17 protein-coding genes are annotated in these 17248 nt (G+C 52.0%); 12 read left to right on the top strand and 5 right to left on the bottom strand.

Going from position 1 to position 17248, the window contains the following annotated elements; genetic code table 11:
- Window positions 1-20: 20 nt before the first annotated feature.
- From ACF8MC_RS14275 to ACF8MC_RS14260, 4 genes are all read right to left on the bottom strand, one after another.
- A complete protein-coding gene (locus tag ACF8MC_RS14275; protein ID WP_004937348.1) occupies window positions 21-431 on the bottom strand; it encodes a GNAT family N-acetyltransferase in 411 nt (136 codons plus the stop codon).
- A gap of 426 nt (window positions 432-857) precedes the next feature.
- On the bottom strand, window positions 858-1772 hold the full coding sequence (locus ACF8MC_RS14270) for an alpha/beta hydrolase (protein ID WP_164039650.1): 915 nt from the start codon (window positions 1770-1772) through the stop codon (window positions 858-860).
- A 603-nt stretch (window positions 1773-2375) separates the two neighbouring features.
- Window positions 2376-3260: an ATP-grasp fold amidoligase family protein gene (locus ACF8MC_RS14265; protein WP_033649093.1), complete on the bottom strand. Its 885-nt coding sequence runs from the start codon at window positions 3258-3260 to the stop codon at window positions 2376-2378.
- Window positions 3261-3310: 50 nt separating this feature from the next.
- The gene (locus ACF8MC_RS14260) at window positions 3311-4606 is read right to left on the bottom strand and encodes a lysine N(6)-hydroxylase/L-ornithine N(5)-oxygenase family protein (RefSeq protein WP_033636030.1); all 1296 of its coding nucleotides are present in this window, start codon (window positions 4604-4606) and stop codon (window positions 3311-3313) included.
- A gap of 885 nt (window positions 4607-5491) precedes the next feature.
- Here ACF8MC_RS14260 and ACF8MC_RS14255 point away from each other — a divergent pair.
- Window positions 5492-6250: a helix-turn-helix domain-containing protein gene (locus ACF8MC_RS14255; RefSeq protein WP_033636029.1), complete on the top strand. Its 759-nt coding sequence runs from the start codon at window positions 5492-5494 to the stop codon at window positions 6248-6250.
- Window positions 6240-6725 carry a hypothetical protein gene (locus tag ACF8MC_RS14250; protein ID WP_033636027.1) on the top strand — a complete coding sequence of 162 codons (486 nt, stop codon included), beginning with the start codon at window positions 6240-6242 and terminating at the stop codon, window positions 6723-6725. The genes ACF8MC_RS14255 and ACF8MC_RS14250 overlap by 11 nt, the downstream gene beginning before the upstream one ends.
- 136 nt (window positions 6726-6861) lie before the next feature.
- Here ACF8MC_RS14250 and ACF8MC_RS14245 read toward each other — a convergent pair whose 3' ends face one another.
- Window positions 6862-7638: a transcriptional regulator gene (locus ACF8MC_RS14245; RefSeq protein WP_049196207.1), complete on the bottom strand. Its 777-nt coding sequence runs from the start codon at window positions 7636-7638 to the stop codon at window positions 6862-6864.
- A gap of 508 nt (window positions 7639-8146) precedes the next feature.
- Here ACF8MC_RS14245 and ACF8MC_RS14240 point away from each other — a divergent pair.
- The 10 genes from ACF8MC_RS14240 to ACF8MC_RS14195 all read left to right on the top strand — a co-directional run bounded on the left by ACF8MC_RS14240 (window position 8147) and on the right by ACF8MC_RS14195 (window position 16586).
- The gene (locus tag ACF8MC_RS14240; RefSeq protein WP_033636026.1) at window positions 8147-8689 is read left to right on the top strand and encodes a fimbrial protein; all 543 of its coding nucleotides are present in this window, start codon (window positions 8147-8149) and stop codon (window positions 8687-8689) included.
- Window positions 8690-8780: 91 nt separating this feature from the next.
- Complete coding sequence (locus tag ACF8MC_RS14235) at window positions 8781-9323, top strand: fimbrial protein (RefSeq protein ID WP_033636025.1); 543 nt, start codon at window positions 8781-8783, stop codon at window positions 9321-9323.
- 46 nt (window positions 9324-9369) lie between these two features.
- A complete protein-coding gene (locus ACF8MC_RS14230) occupies window positions 9370-11913 on the top strand; it encodes an outer membrane usher protein (RefSeq protein WP_164105301.1) in 2544 nt (847 codons plus the stop codon).
- Window positions 11903-12814, top strand: coding sequence for a hypothetical protein (locus ACF8MC_RS14225; protein ID WP_164105300.1), 912 nt, complete (start codon window positions 11903-11905; stop codon window positions 12812-12814). The genes ACF8MC_RS14230 and ACF8MC_RS14225 overlap by 11 nt, the downstream gene beginning before the upstream one ends.
- 86 nt (window positions 12815-12900) lie before the next feature.
- Complete coding sequence (locus ACF8MC_RS14220; RefSeq protein ID WP_033636021.1) at window positions 12901-13653, top strand: fimbria/pilus periplasmic chaperone; 753 nt, start codon at window positions 12901-12903, stop codon at window positions 13651-13653.
- A gap of 34 nt (window positions 13654-13687) precedes the next feature.
- On the top strand, window positions 13688-14344 hold the full coding sequence (locus ACF8MC_RS14215) for a fimbrial protein (RefSeq protein WP_047729840.1): 657 nt from the start codon (window positions 13688-13690) through the stop codon (window positions 14342-14344).
- Window positions 14345-14360: 16 nt separating this feature from the next.
- Window positions 14361-14855 (top strand): fimbrial protein, encoded by a 495-nt coding sequence (locus tag ACF8MC_RS14210; RefSeq protein ID WP_047729841.1) that lies wholly within the window; start codon window positions 14361-14363, stop codon window positions 14853-14855.
- A 97-nt stretch (window positions 14856-14952) separates the two neighbouring features.
- Window positions 14953-15363 (top strand): fimbrial protein, encoded by a 411-nt coding sequence (locus tag ACF8MC_RS14205; protein ID WP_223182023.1) that lies wholly within the window; start codon window positions 14953-14955, stop codon window positions 15361-15363.
- 9 nt (window positions 15364-15372) lie between these two features.
- A complete protein-coding gene (locus ACF8MC_RS14200) occupies window positions 15373-15903 on the top strand; it encodes a fimbrial protein (RefSeq protein ID WP_164105299.1) in 531 nt (176 codons plus the stop codon).
- Between the two features lie 143 nt (window positions 15904-16046).
- On the top strand, window positions 16047-16586 hold the full coding sequence (locus ACF8MC_RS14195) for a LuxR C-terminal-related transcriptional regulator (protein ID WP_164105298.1): 540 nt from the start codon (window positions 16047-16049) through the stop codon (window positions 16584-16586).
- The last annotated feature ends 662 nt before the right edge of the window (window positions 16587-17248 follow it).

Below are 17248 nucleotides of genomic sequence, written 5' to 3'. Positions count from 1 at the left end.
TCTGTGCCGCTCAGGCCGCGTTACAGGCTTTTAGCCAGGTAATGGCGGGTGTGGCGATGCGCATAGTCGCCCAGCTCGCCGTAGACCCGGTAGCCCAGTTTTTCGTAGAAGCCTCTGGCCTGGAAATCGAAGGTATCGACGTAGGCCATATGGCAACCGCGCTTGCGGGCTTCTTCTTCGGCCAGCTCCATCAATTGGCGGCCGTATCCGCTTTTGCGGCATTGATCGCCGACCCACAGATACTGCACTTCCAGGCCGCCCCACCAGGTGCGCGCGACCAGGCCGCCGACGATCTGCTGGTTGTCGTCGGTGACGGTCAGGAACAGCGGGTGAATGTCTACGGGCTGGGTTTTATGGTTGTGCGCCCAGAGGCTGTCGATAACGAACTCTTCATCCTGCGGGTTGGGTTTGTCGGTGATGTTAATATTCATTTTTAATATAATTCCCTGATTTAATTATTCAAATCTGAACTAGACGCTTTCGCCCCAACCGCTTCTATTATCACTTTTATTAATGTATTTCAAGGGTGGTTTTCACCCTTTTCCGCCCGGTGAGCGGACGCTTATAGTAGGCGTCACAGGGAGAAGAAAATAGTGAACAGGCGGTATTAAAACGCTGAAATGCCCTGCCAACACCATCTTTTCCTACTTGCGCCTCACCAGGGCCCCACCGGGAAAACTGCAGTACTGTATGGCTCCACCGGATAGAGCAAGCTCACTTGCCGACGGGGGAGCCACTTTGTTTTTTGACGCCCCCATCCGCGACCACCCTTCACCGTCTCAGATAGTAAACACTCTTCTCATCAGAAGATATGTGCCGCAGATGAAAATGTGGCCGATACCTTCCAATCCGCGGATTCAATCCTCTGCGATGACGCTGCTCAGCGCCGGCTCGATGGCCGCGCCCAGCATGGCGCCGTGCCCTAAGGCGGGCCACTCCCGATAGCCGACGGTGAGACCGCCGAGCTGCGCCAGCTGTTCGGCCAGCAAATGCGTTGCATCCGCCGGCAGAGTGGGGCTCTTCACGCCGGGCGGAGCCGCGCGATCGCGTTCCGCCAGGCCAACCCACAGTTGCAGCCTTGTCGCCGGCACCGCACGTCGTTCCGTCATCTGCTGCGCTTCTTGCAGGATCATGCCGTTGCCCCACCACAGTGAGGGTTCCACGGCGATGTAGCGCTGGAAGGCGGCGGGATGGGTGAACAGCGTGTGCAGAACGAAGAGCCCGCCGTAGGAGTGGCCCCACAGCGTTTGCCGCTGCGGATCGACCGCCAGTTTGGCGGCGATCGCCGGTTTGATCCGAGTTTCAATCAATTGCAGGAACGCATCCGCGCCCCCGCCGGCCCGCGGCGCTTTCTTCATGCCTGCCGGCAGAGGGAGCGTATAGTCGTAGGCGCGGCCGGCGGCATCGATGCGCAGATCGTTGTCATAACCGATCATCACCAGCACCGGCGGCCGTTTCGCCGCTGCCAATTTGGCCAGTAAGGCGGCGTTCAACTCCATCAGCACCGCATTGCCGTCGAGGAAATAAACCGTTGGATAGCCGTCAGGCGCAGGCGCCCGACGCGGCTGGGCGATGCGCACACGGTAATGCCGTTGACCATCGGCGGAGGTGAAGCGCAGATCGCTGAAACGATAATCCGCAGAATCGCTATCGGCTACGGTAGTGCCGATCTTGCGTTCCAAATCGGGCTTGGCCAGCACGGAGCCCGGCAGCCAAAGGCCGATGGCGAGCGCCAGAAGCGCGGAGATAAAATGCCGGTTGGACAAGAACATGCGGATCAACATCCTCGAAAAAGGCCGATAGTAGCATCCGTTCGCGTCAGGCAAAAACCTACCTTTAGGGTGGACATTCCGGCCACGAAACCCGGAAGCGCGCCGCCAGTTGCTTTGCCGGGTTAATAGCAACTCATTGTTATTATTGGTAAGTCAGGAATAAGAAGGATTAGCATTAATTAGAAATAGTTATGATTTTTATGGGGGGAGAAACGGCGAGGGCGGATGAAAACACACGGTTATCAACGATTTTGAGCAAAAAAAGCCCTATAAAATAGGGCAAAGACACACAACAACACCAGGGAAACTTTCCGGTATCTTATATTATAGCTTCCTATACATATAGAACATTTTATTATAAATATGTAAGTGATTCTTATTAATCGCTTAATGCCATTATTTTTCAAATGGTTATGTGGTCTGGCTGAGGTATTGTTCTTGGGCCGGGCGTGGGCTGCCAGGGATTGCCGGCAGGGGTTTTGCTGTAACGGCGGCATGAACCGGCGAGATCGGCGGCCCGATAACCCTCAGGGCAATACCGGCCGGCAGGCCGCGAACATGCCGGCCGGTATTGCCGATCTTCACCGTGGGGCCAGGTGAAAATCAGTGCTGTTGCAGCGTCAGCATCTCGCCAAGCAAAACATCGGTCGGCGGCAGGATATCCGTATCCAGCCCGGCGGAAGGGGTAAAGGTCAGCTCGCCAAAAATGATTCGGCCTTGCGAGATGTAGAAATCAACGCGAACAAACTCGAAGGGCGCCGACAAGCGCGAGGCGTACTCAAACAGCTCATCGTAACCCTCTGGCTTCACGAAGGCGTCTATTTCTTCCTGGCTCAAGGCCAGACAGTCATCGCTGTAGCAGAGAAACTTGAAATCTTTATCAAAGAAGTAATACTTCGGCGACCCGGTATCCCTGCCGACACACAGTAAGGTGCAGTAAGGCACGCCGCGGAAGCAATAGATCTTATAGTCTTCAGGCCCGTGACCATTGGCCGATTCGATATACTTCTCGCCAATGATCTTTTTTTGTATCCCTTTGTAGTTGAGTTCTACATAGGTTTTCCAATAATCGTCTTTCATCCAGCCGTCGATCAATTTTTTGGCGCTCGTGATATTCAGCAATTTTTTATTCTGGCAAATCAGGTTATACCCGGAACCGTGATTCCCTTTGATCACAAATTTGTCCGGCAACGTGTCCCACGGAATATCGTTTACTGAATCGCAGGCAAAGTACAATTCATTCAGGATCTCTTCGCACCCCTTTTCTTTGATGTACTCTCTCACCGCATATTTATCTGCGCATTGCTTTACCAACGCATTGTGACTATAGCCATTCAACTTCAGGTGATTGATCTTTTCATTCCAGGTGGACGGCGCCTGCAAGTTTAACGGTTTGCCAAACGCTTTTTTGTAGAGCAATCTGGCCTTGAATTCGGGGGCCAATACGGCCAGCTGCTTTATAATAAATTTAATAATTTGTCTTTTCATATACGTCATTCCATCATAGCGCTGTGATAATGATTAAGGCGTGCTCGCGATTAAAACGTGGGAGAGACACCTTCACTTCGCCATTGAATTGCACTCGGCGTTGTACTCAGATCAAACGGCTGTTGTTCTAAAGCGCGATTAAGAATACGGGCCGATCGCCACGCCATCAGGCTCAACTGCGGATCGGCAATGCCGTGATTATGCATACTGGCGTTCATGGCGAATAAGCAGTTCTCCGCAGGGCCTTCCCACTCAAAGGTAAAGTCGGGGGCGATGCGGTATTCGCCATCCGCAGTGGTCAGCAAACGGTGGGCCAAAGGCTCGAGGAACTCTGGCGTTGCCGATTGGTAACCGGTGGCAAAGATCACCACGTCCGCCTTGAAGGCTTCTTCGCCGTGATCGAGATGATGGCGCGTTTCGAGTTGGTAGGCGTTATCCAGCGTGTGTTTCACGGCCGTCAGCGAACGGCTGGGCAGCAGGCGCACCCATAATTTCTCGCGCAGGACGTCGAAGCGGTGGTACATGGCGCGATAAATCGCCAGCAGCGACTCACTGGTGATGCCGTCTGAGGTCATCTTCTGCTCGGCCAGCATATGCCGCTTGGCCGCGCTATCCAGCGAGTAAAAGCTCTCGACGTAATCGGGCGTGAAATATTCGTTGGCAAAGGCCGCTTCATCGAGCGCGTTGTAATTGTTGCGGCGCGATATCCAGTCGAGCTGTTCCGGTTGCCCCCATTCCCCTTTAAAAATATTCAGGAACAGATCGGCCCCGCTCTGGCCGCCGCCGACGATCGCCACGCGTTTGCCTGTCAGATCGGGGTTGCGCAGCATCATTTCGCTGGCATGGAAACAGCGATCGCTTTGCGCCGTCACGCAATCAGGCAACTTTATTTTCTTGCCAATCCCAATGCTGACGTGCCTGGCGTGGAAGACCTTATTCGAGGTGGTCACCACGAACTGACGCTGCCGATCGTCAAACTCGACCCGTTGAACGTCTTGATTAAATGCTAATGAGCGCATGCCGCCGGCGGCCCAGGAGAGGTAATCGGCGAACTCTTCACGCGATGCGGTGCGCTGTTCCGTGGTCAGGAAACGGTAGAACTTCCTGTTTTTTACCAGATAGTTGAGAAAGCTGTACCGGTTGGTTGGGGCAACCGCGCTCACCAGGTCTTTTAAAAAGTTGGTCTGCATGCTGCAATCCGCCAGGATCATCCCTGGGTGCCAGGAGAAATGGGGTTTGCGTTCCAGGAATTGCCCCGTAAATCCCTCTATTTCACTCCCTAAGGCCGCCAGGCTAAGATTCGACGGGCCAAGGCCAATACCGATGATATCCAAATGCTGATTCATTAATAAGCTCCAGTATAATGAGAATAATACCCAGAAATACGGCTGCAGAAGGGCGGCTTATAGCAACCAGGCTGCCTTTTTCTTATAAGTAAGCTTCACGAATTAAATGTAATTAAAAGGTGCGCGGGCCAAAAATACCGCATTATTTAAATGCCCGTTTAGAATTCGGTAGCACATCAGGTAAAGGCTACGGGCGTATTTCTTTCCATGAAAGTCCCAATGAGAGCTTGCGTGTGTTTATAATTAACTCGTTTAGGTATAAATCCGATAAAGTCTTATTTGTAATTCCATAAAAACGCCAACCCAGGGAAAAGAAAAGCCGTTGGGTTTTCATCAGTTGTTCTCGTGTCGACGCTGGTCTGCGTTCGTCTTATGTCTCTGGGATCAAGTATTCGTTGCTTAGAATAGCCCTAAAATGCGTCCTGGGAAGGTGAAATAACATGATATTAGAAGCAGAGGGCGTTTTGAAAATATGAAATTAAAAGTGAAATTATGAAATCAGCCTGTTGTGATTTGTTTTTTGTCATATAATTCAACGTGTTGAATTGTTGCTTGTAATGGCGTGGCGAGCCAGTGAGCAGGGGTTTTTCCTGCTGCAGTGAGCCTCTTCCTTCGCTGTATTCCTCCTGAACCCAAAGCATTCCCTCTCTGCGGGCACTCATCGGCTGAGCAAAGATTGCTCATGCTGCATGCAAAATGCGCTGTTCGTTTAGTGGACACCGGCTCAATGCCGGCGGAAGGTCAGAGAGGCTGGCCGTCACGCTCGACGTGGTTACGTTGTGAGAAAGACTTGTCTAACCGCGCGGCGGTTAATTGTTCGTGTGATAGGAAGATTCTTATGTTTCAGCTATAATCCGCGCCAGGAGTAGGTCTAAGAGAGCGATTATGAGGTTCTTAATCAATAACCGAATTATCTTCGATGAGGATAACTCGACGCTGGCGTTGGCGGAGGAGAACCTCGAACCGGTGACGCTCACCACGATAGCCAATCGTCTGCTCGCGCTGTTGGTAAAAAATAACGGCATCTTGATTAGCCGGGACTTTATTTTTTCCACCGTCTGGGACGATCATGGCAAAACGGCCTCGAACAGTAACCTGAACAACTATATCGCCAGCCTGCGCCGTACATTTGCCGGCTTGGGAGAGAGCGAAATTCTGGTTACCGTGCCGAGGCAGGGATTTATGTTTACCGCCGCCAGCATTCATTCCGTGGCGGACAATATGACGCAGGACGAAAGCGTTCCTGCCGCGCCTTTACCCGTCCGGCGCCGTTGCGATGCCATTTTACCTAAGGTAACGCTGCTGTTTATCGGGATTGCGTTGGTATTGGCGGGCGTTTACTTTTTTACCGAACGTTACGACACCGCTTATCAGACCCAGATCGCCAGCTACAAATCTTGCCGCGTGGAGACGCTGAACGCCAGCGAGCGGATCGACGAGCGGTATATTGCCGACGCCCTGGAAAGGCTCAAAAGCCGTGGTTTTGATTGTGATGTACCGGCAACGGTTTATTACTCTCGATTGACATACCATTATACGAACTACAAAAAGCTGATTGATTTCATCTCGTATTGCCCGAAACACCGCGTTAAGAATATGGATGCGCACTGTGAAGATGAGTTTGAGGTGATCAATGAAGGTTAGCTCGCGCCGTGCTTTCTACCTGGCATTATCTGCTGCTATTGCCCTTGTTATTGTTATATTGATTTATTTATTGACCGCCTCGCGAGATTTCCCTGAGTGCAATGCGTCTTTATCGACGACGCGCATGACGCCGAATGGGACGGTAACCAGCGGTCTGTACGTGAACATCGTGCGTTCGGGATGGCGCCGCGCGACCATTACGCTTAACGGTTTAGCCTATCGGGATGGAAAGAAGCAGGTGATAGCCCGCGTGCTCGAAACGAAGTATCACTATCATCGTGGGTACTACTATGTCGCCATTGAAAAGAAAATCCTTCAATCCATGGATAACTTCACCTACTCCGATGCGCAGACCTTTCTGTTGGGTGAGGAAAAACATTACTATGTTTTAAAAATTGCCAAATTGAATGATGACAATTTTATTATGTACTACGGCAGGCAGCCTGAGCTGCTGTGTTCCGTAACCAGAAAATGATGGAAACATCCCATAATGAGACGATTATGGGATGTGGTTGGTGATGGCGTGTATAGCAAATAACGGCAGGTTGAACGTGTCCGTGAACGGACATCTTGCTGTTTTTGTATCACTGGTAGTGAAAAACGTTACTCAATTATGGAATATAAACCACTTCGCAAGGTTGGCGGCCTGCATTTTCTCGGCAGGATACGAGCATTTTCTCTTCAAACTGCCTGTTATCCTGCGTGATTTTGTTATAGTAATAAACTTTAGTCTTTTTCTGGCAATTGACATAGGCCTTTACCATGTCGGTTACCGTTTCCTTCTCTGGGTAATCCCAACCCATGTTGTAGATTTGGCAACCCGCGAACTGAGTGCCGCTGAATAGGTTGTTACGCACGGAGTACTGATGGCTGGCCATGATCAATGCAGCGATGCTGATGAATAGGATGAGATTAACCCATTTATTCCAACTCTGAAACTGCCGCCAGGCCGATAATAATTTTCCGCTACCACGCCCTCTGGGGGCGGCTTGCCCCGGCGGTTGCGTGGGAACAGCGGTTTCCTCCATTATGTTTTGTTCTTTTTCCGGTTCGGCAGTGGCGTGTCGGCTAATTTTTTTTGCAACGAACTTAAAGCCTTGCCTAGGGTAGGTGATTATCAACTCCGTCTCGCCAAGTTGCGCCAGATGGCGGCGCAATAGTGAGATATAGTTATTCAAGTTGCTGTTTGTTCCTTTTAGTCCTCGTTCTTCCCAGACCTCTTCAAGTAATTGTTGACGCTTAATCAACATTTCATTGTTCCTGACGAAAATAGAAAGCAAACGGCAAGCCGCGGCCGCTAGCGGCTGCATATTTTGCGGGGCATTGACGCTCTCCAGGGTTCCTTCGTATTCATTGAACTTAACCCTTCCGTTTATAATGAAAATCATAGGAATCCTCTCATTTTTTGTTTCGGGAAGGGATTTTGCGCTGAGAGGTTATATTTTTCAATAACCCTGATTCTCTGTGTTTTCCAATAATATTGATATCTGTCACTAAGTGATAATTTATCCATAATGAATTTTTTATGGAGATCTAATTATTGAACTAAAAGATGTCATTTTTAGATTCTATGTGTAATTTAATGTTGTTTATTAGGTTTTAATCTCGTATTTATCGTGTTTGATGAAATAATATTTCAAGATTGCAGCAGGGGCGCTAAAGTGGCTTCACCCCGGCGATGGAGGATTTCATCGGTTGGGAAAACAGGATGAGTAATTGGTTTATTCCTTGAATAGTATGTGGCTGACCTATTAACCATGGTTATCCACTACATCAGTAATAGCCGCGTGAAAAGGCGGCTTGGTTTTTTAAAGCATCAGGCCAGGCCGTTGATACACATTACTCATTGTTAAGAAAATACCTTATGTATTAATACGATTAAGGATAATTGGTTATATGAAACTGAATAAAATCATGCTGGCTGCCGTTATGGCGTTTGGTGTTTCTTCTCTGGCACACGCCGCCGATCAGGGGCACGGTAAAGTGACCTTCAGCGGCTCGATCATCGACGCACCTTGCTCTATCGCGCCTGAGTCTCTGGATCAGACCGTTGAGCTGGGCGCCATCTCCAACGTGGCGCTGAAAAACGGCGGTAAATCCACGCCGCGTAACTTCCAGATCAAGCTGGAAAACTGCGAGCTGACCACCGTCGCGCCAGGCAAAAACAACACCGTTTCGCTGACTTTCTCCGGTTCAGCGTCGGAAGCGGACAGCAAGCTGCTGGGCATCACCGGTACCGCTAAAGGGGCTGGCATCGCCATCACCGACGGCGCCGGCACCAACATCGAACTGGGCAAGGCTTCTAAAGCACGTGATCTGCAGAACGGCGCCAACACCCTGAGTTTTGCCGCTTACCTGCAGGGCAGCAGCGCGTCCAATGCGACGATCGTTCCGGGTGAATTCCAGTCTGTTGCCGACTTTACCCTGGCTTACCAGTAATTCGTTAGCCTAACGAAATACGCATGATTATTGGCATGTGGGGCAACCCGCATGCCATTTATAGGGAATCGTTATTTCACGGGAAGAGATAATGAAGCATCAGATAACAAAGTTAGGGGCGTTTTGCCTATTGTCGGTGCCGTTGTTCTTTGTATCGCAGGCTATTTCTGCTTCACAGGGCGAGGGGCGCGTCAATATGCAAGGGGCCATTAATGATGCAGCCTGTGCGATCGCTATGGAAAGCCGTGAACAGATTATCGATATGGAGGTGATTCCTGTCTCCGATATTGCTCGCGATGGGCAGGGGAAAAACGTCTCTTTCAGTATCAAGTTAGTGAATTGCATCTTGGAGAGAGCAGATAAAAAATTACCGGGTTGGAAGCAATTTCAGGTGACTTTTGATGGCCATGCCGATGGTGAAATGTTTGGCATTCGCGGAGAAGCCTCCGGTGTGGCGTTAAAAATAAGCGATGATGACGGCAATATCGCCAGGCCGGGCATGCCGTTGCCGTTAATGAATATTCCTCTGGGGAGTTATCGGTTGAATTACGTCATAAACCTCATGGCGAATCGTCAACCATTAACGGCGGGAAGTTATTTTTCATCGGTTAGATTCAAAATGGATTATTACTGAATCGATCGACTATTTCAGGGAAGTTAACAGATAGAAGGTTTGGAACATGATGTTTTTGCCTGCCGGAAAGTCATTTCGTTTATCTATTCTGAGTGCCTGGGTGGCGTTGTGCTGCTTTGGTTTCACCTCTGCTACCGGCGCTCAGGAAGAAATCCAGTTCAATATTGATGTACTGGACGTAAACGATCGCAAAAACATCGATCTGAGCCAGTTCGCTCGCAGCGGCTACATTATGCCGGGCACTTACGGTATGGCGGTGCACGTCAATAAAAGTGATTTGCCGGAACAGCAAATCGCTTTCTATGCGCCGGATGATGATCCTAACGGCAGCCGCGCCTGCGTTTCCCGCCCTCTGATGGAACAGCTGGGACTGAAAACGGCGCTGTACCAAGGCCTGCTCTGGTGGCATCAGGGGGAGTGCCTGGATGAGGCTAGCCTGAAGGGGATGGAGATACGTGGTGACTTGGCCACCTCATCGCTGTATCTCAGCATTCCGCAGGCCTATATGGACTATGTTTCGGAGGATTGGGATCCGCCGTCGCGCTGGGATGAAGGCATTCCCGGGCTGTTGTTTGATTACAATCTCAATGCGCAAACCCAGCATCAAATACAGGCGGGTACGCGTGGTTATAGCATGAGCGGTAACGGCACGGCGGGGGCTAACCTGGGGGCCTGGCGGTTGCGGGCAGATTGGCAGGCGCAGCTAAATCACCAGACGGGTTCGGGGCAGCCGACTGACAAACGTTTGGACTGGAGCCGTTACTACGCTTATCGGGCCGTGCCGGCGTTGCGATCAAAACTGACGCTTGGTGAAGGGTATCTTGATTCCGGGCTGTTCGACAGCTTCCGCTTCGGCGGCCTGAGCCTGCGCTCTGACGACAACATGTTGCCGCCTAACCTGCGCGGTTATGCGCCGGAGGTGACGGGGGTGGCGAAGAGCAATGCCAAAGTGATTATCAGCCAACAGGGGCGGGTATTGTACGAGACCACGGTCGCGGCGGGGCCGTTCCGCATCCAGGATCTGAATGATGCGGTGTCTGGCGATCTGGACGTGCGGGTGGAAGAGCAAGACGGCAGCGTGCAGGCGTTCACGATGAGCACCGCCAGCATTCCGTATCTGACGCGGCCGGGATCGCTGCGCTACAAGCTGGCTTTGGGTAAACCCTCCGATCTCGATCACCGCTATCGCGGGCCGCTGTTCGGCACCGGTGAGTTTTCCTGGGGGGTGAGCAACGGCTGGTCGTTGTACGGCGGCGGGTTGTTCGGGGGAGATTATAACGCTGCGGCGCTGGGCATCGGCCGCGATCTGATGATGCTGGGGGCGCTGTCGTTTGACGCCACCCAGTCGCGAGCCAGGTTGCCGTATAACGGCGAAACGCTGAGCGGCGGTTCATACCGCCTCAGCTATTCGAAGAGTTTCGATGAGCTGGACAGCCAGGTGACCTTTGCCGGCTACCGCTTCTCGGAGCAGAATTTTATGAGCATGAGCGAATATCTGGATGCGCGCGAGTACGGCAGGCGTTTCGGCAACAGTAAAGAGATGTACACCATTACCTATAACCAACAGCTGCGGGACCTGGGGGTGAGCGCTTATCTCAACTACAGCCATCAGACTTATTGGGATAAACCGGCCAACGATCGTTATAACCTGACGCTGTCGCGCTATTTCGACGTCGGCCGTTTCAAAAATCTGGCGCTGTCGCTGTCGGCGTATCGTAACCGTTACAACGAGCGCAACGACGACGGCATGTATCTGTCGCTGTCGCTGCCGTGGGGCAATGGCGCCAGCGTCAGCTATAACGCCACGCTTAACCGCAGCGACAACACCCATCGGGTGAGCTATTACGATCGCTTCGACGAGCGCAGCAACTACCAGCTCAGCGCCGGCGGCTCGCGCAGCGGCGCTAATTTGAGCGGTTATTACACCCGCGATAGCGATATGGCGCGCGTAACCGCTAACGCCAGCTATCAGCAGGACAGATATAGCGCTTTCGGCCTGTCGGCACAGGGGGGCATGACGCTGACCGCAGAAGGCGGAGCGTTGCACCGCAGCAACCTGCCGGGCGGCACCCGCTTGCTGCTGGATACCGAAGGAGTGGGCGGGGTGCCGGTGCGCGGCTATGGCAGCGTTGCGGCGACCAACCGCTGGGGGAAAGCGGTGGTGGCGGATGTCAACAGCTACTACCGCAACAAGGCCAGCATCGATCTGGACGAGCTGGGCGATGGCGCCGAGGCGATCAAATCGGTGGTGCAGGCGACGCTGACCGAAGGCGCCATCGGCTACCGCAAGTTTGAAGTGATTGCCGGGGAGAAAGCGATGGCGGTGATCAAGTTGGCGGACGGCGGCGAGCCGCCGTTCGGCGCCACGGTGCGGAACGCGCGGAAACAGGAAACCGGCATCGTCAACGACGGCGGCAGCGTGTATCTGAGCGGTATCAAAGCCGGAGAAAATATGACCGTGCACTGGGGGGGCACAGCACAGTGCGAAGTGCAAATGCCGATGTTATTGCCGCCAGAAATGCTGGTGAATAATTTACTGCTTCCTTGCCGGGTATTAGCGGGAACGGAGGGATTGAAAAGTGGAGCGTAAATTGAAAAAGCTAATTGCCCTTATATTTGCTTTACCCATCTGTTTTTATAGCACAATGGTACAAGCAACATACGTAGAGGGATGGTACTCCGATTGGCGCTGGCTTGATCCGCCTAGCGATAATGATTATCCGAGGTTAGGGGAGTTGGATTTTAATTTCTCTACGGTTATTTTTCAGGCTGGCGACAAGGCATTTGGTGATATTAATAACGAAGGTAAGCTAGACTGTTACGGTTTTTGTCAGCTTCAGTTTCGCACCTACGATGCATTTGGGCGTGGTATATATTCTAAAGGTCTTACCTTTGCATATGGAAGCGTCAAGTTTAGTGTTGACGAGGCAAATGCAGTGATGAGAAATGTTTTGCCTTTGGCGGAAATAGTTCAATTTAGACGCTCGGAGGTGCGTCCTCCGCACTGTTTAGAATTACGACTAATAACGGGGTGGACCTCTTACCTATTAGGTTCCGACTGCTCTGGTTTATTGCCGCCTCTGCCGCCAACCAGGCCGCGCCCACCGGAGCCGCTTTCTTGCGCGGTGACATGGCAAAGCAGCGGCGAGATTGATTTTGGCGTGATGACGCCGGGTGAAAACAAAGTGAAGGGCATTGCCGCCAAACTGGCCTGCCAGGGCGGGACTTCGGGAAAAGCCCGCCTCAGATTTACCGATGTCAATCAGGTGGGGGCAAATACGGTAACGCTGCGTAAGAGCGGCACGAGTGATGAAATAAAAGCGAAGCTGTCGATTGGCGATCCAAATTCGTCTAATGAGCAGGTGATTGACGTCTCGCCAGGTTTTAATGCGACCTATGCCTTTGTGGCCAAATTGGACGGCGCGCAGTTGAGTGGTATTGAAGGCGGCACTTTTTCTGGCAATGCGCTGATTGTATTTGAAGTCATTTAGCAGTTTTAAATTTTATGCCGTTATTTAATTCGGTGGCTGAGGTTTTTATTGAGCTGCCGGGAGGAAGGTTATTTATGAATATATCTATGCAATATAATGTCGCGCGAGCCGTACCGGCAATAGCATTAATTGGCAGTGTCTTTTTGTCGATGTCGTCGCAGGCGGCCATTGCCTTGGATCGCACCCGCGTTATTTTCGATGGTGGGCTGCAGTCAGTGAGCCTGAGCGTCAGCAACCAAAATAAGCAGCTGCCTTATTTAGCGCAGGGCTGGCTGGAAGACGAGCAGGGCAACAAGATTCAAAGCCCGTTGACGGTGCTGCCGCCGGTGCAGCGCATTGAGCCGGGCAAGCCAAGCCAGGTGAAGATCCAGGCGTTGCCGGCGGCCAAACAGCTGCCGCAGGACAGGGAAACGCTGTACTACTTTAACCTGCGCGAGATCCCGCCGAAGAGCAACAAGCCGAATTCGCTGCAGATCGCGCTGCAGACGCGCATCAAGCTGTTTTATCGCCCGGCGGCGATAGCCCCCGAGCGCAACGCTGCGCCGTGGCAGGAGCAATTAACGCTGACCAGGCAAGGCGATAAATACATCGTCAATAACCCGACGCCGTATTACGTCACCCTTATCGATGCGGCCAGCCGTAAAGGCGCTGCGGGCGCGCAAAACTTCGAACCGTTTATGGTGCCGCCGAAGGGCAGCGCGCCATTGTCGGTGAGCGCCGCGACCTTGGGCGGCAATCCAGTGCTGACCTATATCAACGACTATGGCGGCCGGCCGCAGCTGGCGTTCAATTGTCAGGCGGGTAAATGCAGCGTCGTACCGGAGAAGAAAAGCTCGTGAGATAACCGGCGGCCGTAGTTAAAGGAGAAAACGAATGGCACGTAGGCATGCAATACCGGAAATCTGGCGCTATGGGGTGAACGGATGGCGTTACGGATTGACGTTGGCGGGGCTGGCGCTGATGGCGCCGCTCAGCGTGGCGATGATGCTGTGGCTGCTGCCTGCAACACGGGCGGCGGATAACTGGCAGGTGGAGGGTTCCAATGGCGTGCTGCATATCAGGGGGGCGCTGGCCGAGAGTGCTTGCCGGTTGGAGATGGCTTCTGCTCGCCAGGATATATGGCTGGGAGAAATGGCGACCGGAAGGCTTGAACAGGTGGGGGCTCGCGGTACGCCGGTGGCGGTTGAGTTGCGCCTGCGCGATTGCTTGCGTACTCGGTCGGCCAGCCGGGATGAGCGTACGGGAGCTTTAAGCTGGGCACCGGATCAACCGGCGGTCAGAGTGAGCTTCAGCGCACGGGCCGATCGGGATAACCCGCAGCTGATAAAAGCGCAGGGGGTGAGCGGCATGGGATTGCGAATGCTGGATGAGCACGGCCGCAACGTGCGCTTGGGCAGCCGAGGTGAGCCGCTGTGGCTGACGCCGGGGAGCAATGCGCTGGCTTACTGGATTATGGCTGAGCGTACCGCGCAGCCTCTGGTGGCGGGCAGCTATCGTGCCGTGGTGGATTTTCATCTGAGCTATGACTGAGGGGTAACGGGTGAAAATGGTAACCAGAGTACGACAAACCGCTGCGGCGTTGCTTCTGTGCGGCAGTAGCGTAATGGCCTTCGCACAGGCGGCGACAGTGAAAGTCAGTGTGACGGTGATGCAGCCTTTGCCCTGCACCATCAACGGCGGACGGCCGATTGAGGTGGATTTTGGCGATGAGGTGATGACAACACGCATTAACGGTAACTTTTACCGTATGCCGATAGATTTTTCGTTCACCTGTAATAATCCCTATAAAAACGCCATGCGGTTGCAGGTGCAGGGCGGCACCGCCAATTTCGGCCAGGGGCTGCTCGGCACCAGTCGGGATGGTTTGGCTATCCTCATCTTGCAAAGGCAAGGTGGGGATCAACTGCCGCTGAATTCCTGGCACAATTTTTCCTATCCCAATCCGGTTAAATTGGATGCCGTGCCGGTAAAGCGGAGCGGCGTCAATCTGGAAACGGGAGAATTCACCGCATCCGCAACGTTGCGGGTCGACTATCAATAACCCTTGGAGTGAATGCATGAAGCCGTGTTTTGTCTTTCCTGTAGTGTGTTTGGCTCTATGTTTCCAGGGGGCTGCGCTGGCTGCAGAGGAGGTTGCGATGCAATTTCGTGGCGGCTTGATTGCCCCGCCTCCTTGCACGATTAACGCCGGGGCGAAAATAGATGTCGATTTTGGCTCGCGCGTTGGGATCAAAAAAGTGGATGGCGTTAACTACCGCCAGGCGATCGATTACCACCTTGATTGTGAACCGGGGGCGCGTCCTTGGGAGCTAAGGTTAACCCTGAAGGGGAATGGCACCGCGTTTGATGGGGCCGCGCTACAGAGCAATAAAGCAGATCTGGGGATTCGCGTTTATCAAAATGACGAGCCTTTTGTGATCTACAGCTCCATTTCTATCGATCCCAGTAGCCCGCCGCGGCTGGAGGCGGTGCCGGTGAGCAGACCGGGGGCCACGTTGACGGAAGGCGCTTTTTTTGCGACCGCGACTTTGCTGGCTGAATTTTTCTAGGAGCTTGATATGAAAGTTTTTCCGTTTTTTTCTGCAGCGATGGCGTTATTGATTGTTTTCACTCCACACGCCCGGGCAGAGGATAACCTGTATTTTCATGGCGAGCTGGTGGCGGAGCCCTGCGTGATCCCGCCTGGCAGTGAAATTATCCCGCTCGATTTTGGCACCGTGATAGATAAATACCTTTATAGCTATCAACGTACGTTACCCGTTCCATTGGCCATTCAGCTGGCAGAGTGCGATCTGAGTCTGGGGCAATCCCTGACGGTAACTTTTGTCGGTAGCGAAAACGGCAGCTTACCAGGCTATTTAGCGTTGGATACCGGCAGCCAGGCCAGAGGCGTTGCAATCGGCTTAGAGAGTATGGAAGGTAAATCGCTGCCGCTGAATAAACGGGGCGAAAAGATCTCACTGGTAAGCGGTAATAATCAGATCCGTCTTCAGGCCTATATTCGAGGTGAGCCGCTTGCTCTACAAAGCAGAACCATTGTTCGTGGGGATTTTAGTGCTGCTGTCACCTTTAACCTGGAATATGAATAGATAGGTATGGGAGGTTTGGTTAAGGAGTTGCATTCTGCCATCGCGGTTATTTTACGGTGTAATCCATTCCTTATGCTTTTCCTCTGCCTGGGCCAATAAATTCGTTTTCCGCCAGTCTATCTGCATTGTTTAAGAGGTGAATAATGGAACGAATCAATATCGTTATTGATGATGACAATGCTTATTTCGTGGCGGGATTACGTTTCAGCATTACGGAATATGCGGAAAAAAATCATAAGACGGTAAGTTTTTTGTCGCCTGATGATGGCGTACAGGCTGATATGGTGATTGCAGCATCGATGTGGCGCGCACAGCGATGGCGTAAAATGAATCCTTGCGAAGCTGTATCGGCTATCATGACCATTAAAGAAAAAAGAGTAGGGCGCGTTAATGAGAGTGAGAGTGTCCTTTATCGAACCGATAACCGGAGCAGACTATTTGAGTTGTTGGCGAAGAGCTTGGTTAAAAATCCTGCTGAAAAACAGCTTCTCGGTTATGTTCTGACGAGTAGGGAAAAACAGGTAATCGGTTATCTAAAAAGAGGTTTTGATCAATCACAAACAGCCAAACTCCTAGGGATAAACGTAAAAACGGTACATAGCCATAAACGGTCGGTGATGAAAAAACTGATGCTGAATCGCCATCGAGAATTTATGTATTGGTTAATATCGCAAGATGACTAATCTTTTTTTGAAAATGATGGCTTCCTATTTTAGCAGTTTAAGAGCTTTCTTTTTCTGACAAAAGGAACTTAAGTGTTTTTTTTGCTTTCTGCAGCAATACTATTTTTATTTAGCCTGTTGTCTTTTTATATGCATATTAAATTAGTCAGGAAAAAACGGCTGATTATTAGCCGTCATAAAATTTTATGGTAGGAGACAACGCGTTAAATTTTAATAAACGGCGAAGCCGGTTTATTCATCTTGGGCACAGGTAAGAAGCGCCGGGGTATTGCTCATTCACACCTGGAAAGGCATTTCCTCGCCGGCGGCCACTTGCTGATTAACCAACAGAATAGGCTAACCAGAGTGTTTTCCGCCTCACAACAACCTTTCTGCCATTGATGATTGCCTGGCTGTAACCGACCCCGATCACTATCGCTTAACGCATGGCGTACCTGACAAATAATCGAACGCAGTTCGATGGAGAGTCCGTACCCCAGAAAGCGAAAAACCCGCCATAGGCGGGTTCTTCTAAATATGGTGCCCGGACTCGGACAACCGGCGCTGGCGCCGCGTTGAACAGCGCTTTAGCGCTGGCCCGCAGGGTGAGGCCTTCAGGCCGAATAATCGAACGCAGTTCGATGGAGAGTCCGTACCCCAGAAAGCGAAAAACCCGCCATAGG

Source organism: Serratia sp. LACPHL-BACT-2024-00286 (assembly GCF_043109535.1).
GTDB classification, from domain to species: Bacteria; Pseudomonadota; Gammaproteobacteria; order Enterobacterales; family Enterobacteriaceae; genus Serratia; species Serratia sarumanii.
This window is presented reverse-complemented; position numbering and strand designations above follow the sequence as displayed.

Coding starts and splice junctions, on each gene's coding strand:
- ACF8MC_RS14275 (WP_004937348.1), bottom strand. CDS start 431: ATGAATATTAACATCACCGACAAACCCAACCCGCAGGATGAAGAGTTC.
- ACF8MC_RS14270 (WP_164039650.1), bottom strand. CDS start 1,772: ATGTTCTTGTCCAACCGGCATTTTATCTCCGCGCTTCTGGCGCTCGCC.
- ACF8MC_RS14265 (WP_033649093.1), bottom strand. CDS start 3,260: ATGAAAAGACAAATTATTAAATTTATTATAAAGCAGCTGGCCGTATTG.
- ACF8MC_RS14260 (WP_033636030.1), bottom strand. CDS start 4,606: ATGAATCAGCATTTGGATATCATCGGTATTGGCCTTGGCCCGTCGAAT.
- ACF8MC_RS14255 (WP_033636029.1), top strand. CDS start 5,492: ATGAGGTTCTTAATCAATAACCGAATTATCTTCGATGAGGATAACTCG.
- ACF8MC_RS14250 (WP_033636027.1), top strand. CDS start 6,240: ATGAAGGTTAGCTCGCGCCGTGCTTTCTACCTGGCATTATCTGCTGCT.
- ACF8MC_RS14245 (WP_049196207.1), bottom strand. CDS start 7,638: ATGATTTTCATTATAAACGGAAGGGTTAAGTTCAATGAATACGAAGGA.
- ACF8MC_RS14240 (WP_033636026.1), top strand. CDS start 8,147: ATGAAACTGAATAAAATCATGCTGGCTGCCGTTATGGCGTTTGGTGTT.
- ACF8MC_RS14235 (WP_033636025.1), top strand. CDS start 8,781: ATGAAGCATCAGATAACAAAGTTAGGGGCGTTTTGCCTATTGTCGGTG.
- ACF8MC_RS14230 (WP_164105301.1), top strand. CDS start 9,370: ATGATGTTTTTGCCTGCCGGAAAGTCATTTCGTTTATCTATTCTGAGT.
- ACF8MC_RS14220 (WP_033636021.1), top strand. CDS start 12,901: ATGCAATATAATGTCGCGCGAGCCGTACCGGCAATAGCATTAATTGGC.
- ACF8MC_RS14215 (WP_047729840.1), top strand. CDS start 13,688: ATGGCACGTAGGCATGCAATACCGGAAATCTGGCGCTATGGGGTGAAC.
- ACF8MC_RS14210 (WP_047729841.1), top strand. CDS start 14,361: ATGGTAACCAGAGTACGACAAACCGCTGCGGCGTTGCTTCTGTGCGGC.
- ACF8MC_RS14205 (WP_223182023.1), top strand. CDS start 14,953: ATGCAATTTCGTGGCGGCTTGATTGCCCCGCCTCCTTGCACGATTAAC.
- ACF8MC_RS14200 (WP_164105299.1), top strand. CDS start 15,373: ATGAAAGTTTTTCCGTTTTTTTCTGCAGCGATGGCGTTATTGATTGTT.
- ACF8MC_RS14195 (WP_164105298.1), top strand. CDS start 16,047: ATGGAACGAATCAATATCGTTATTGATGATGACAATGCTTATTTCGTG.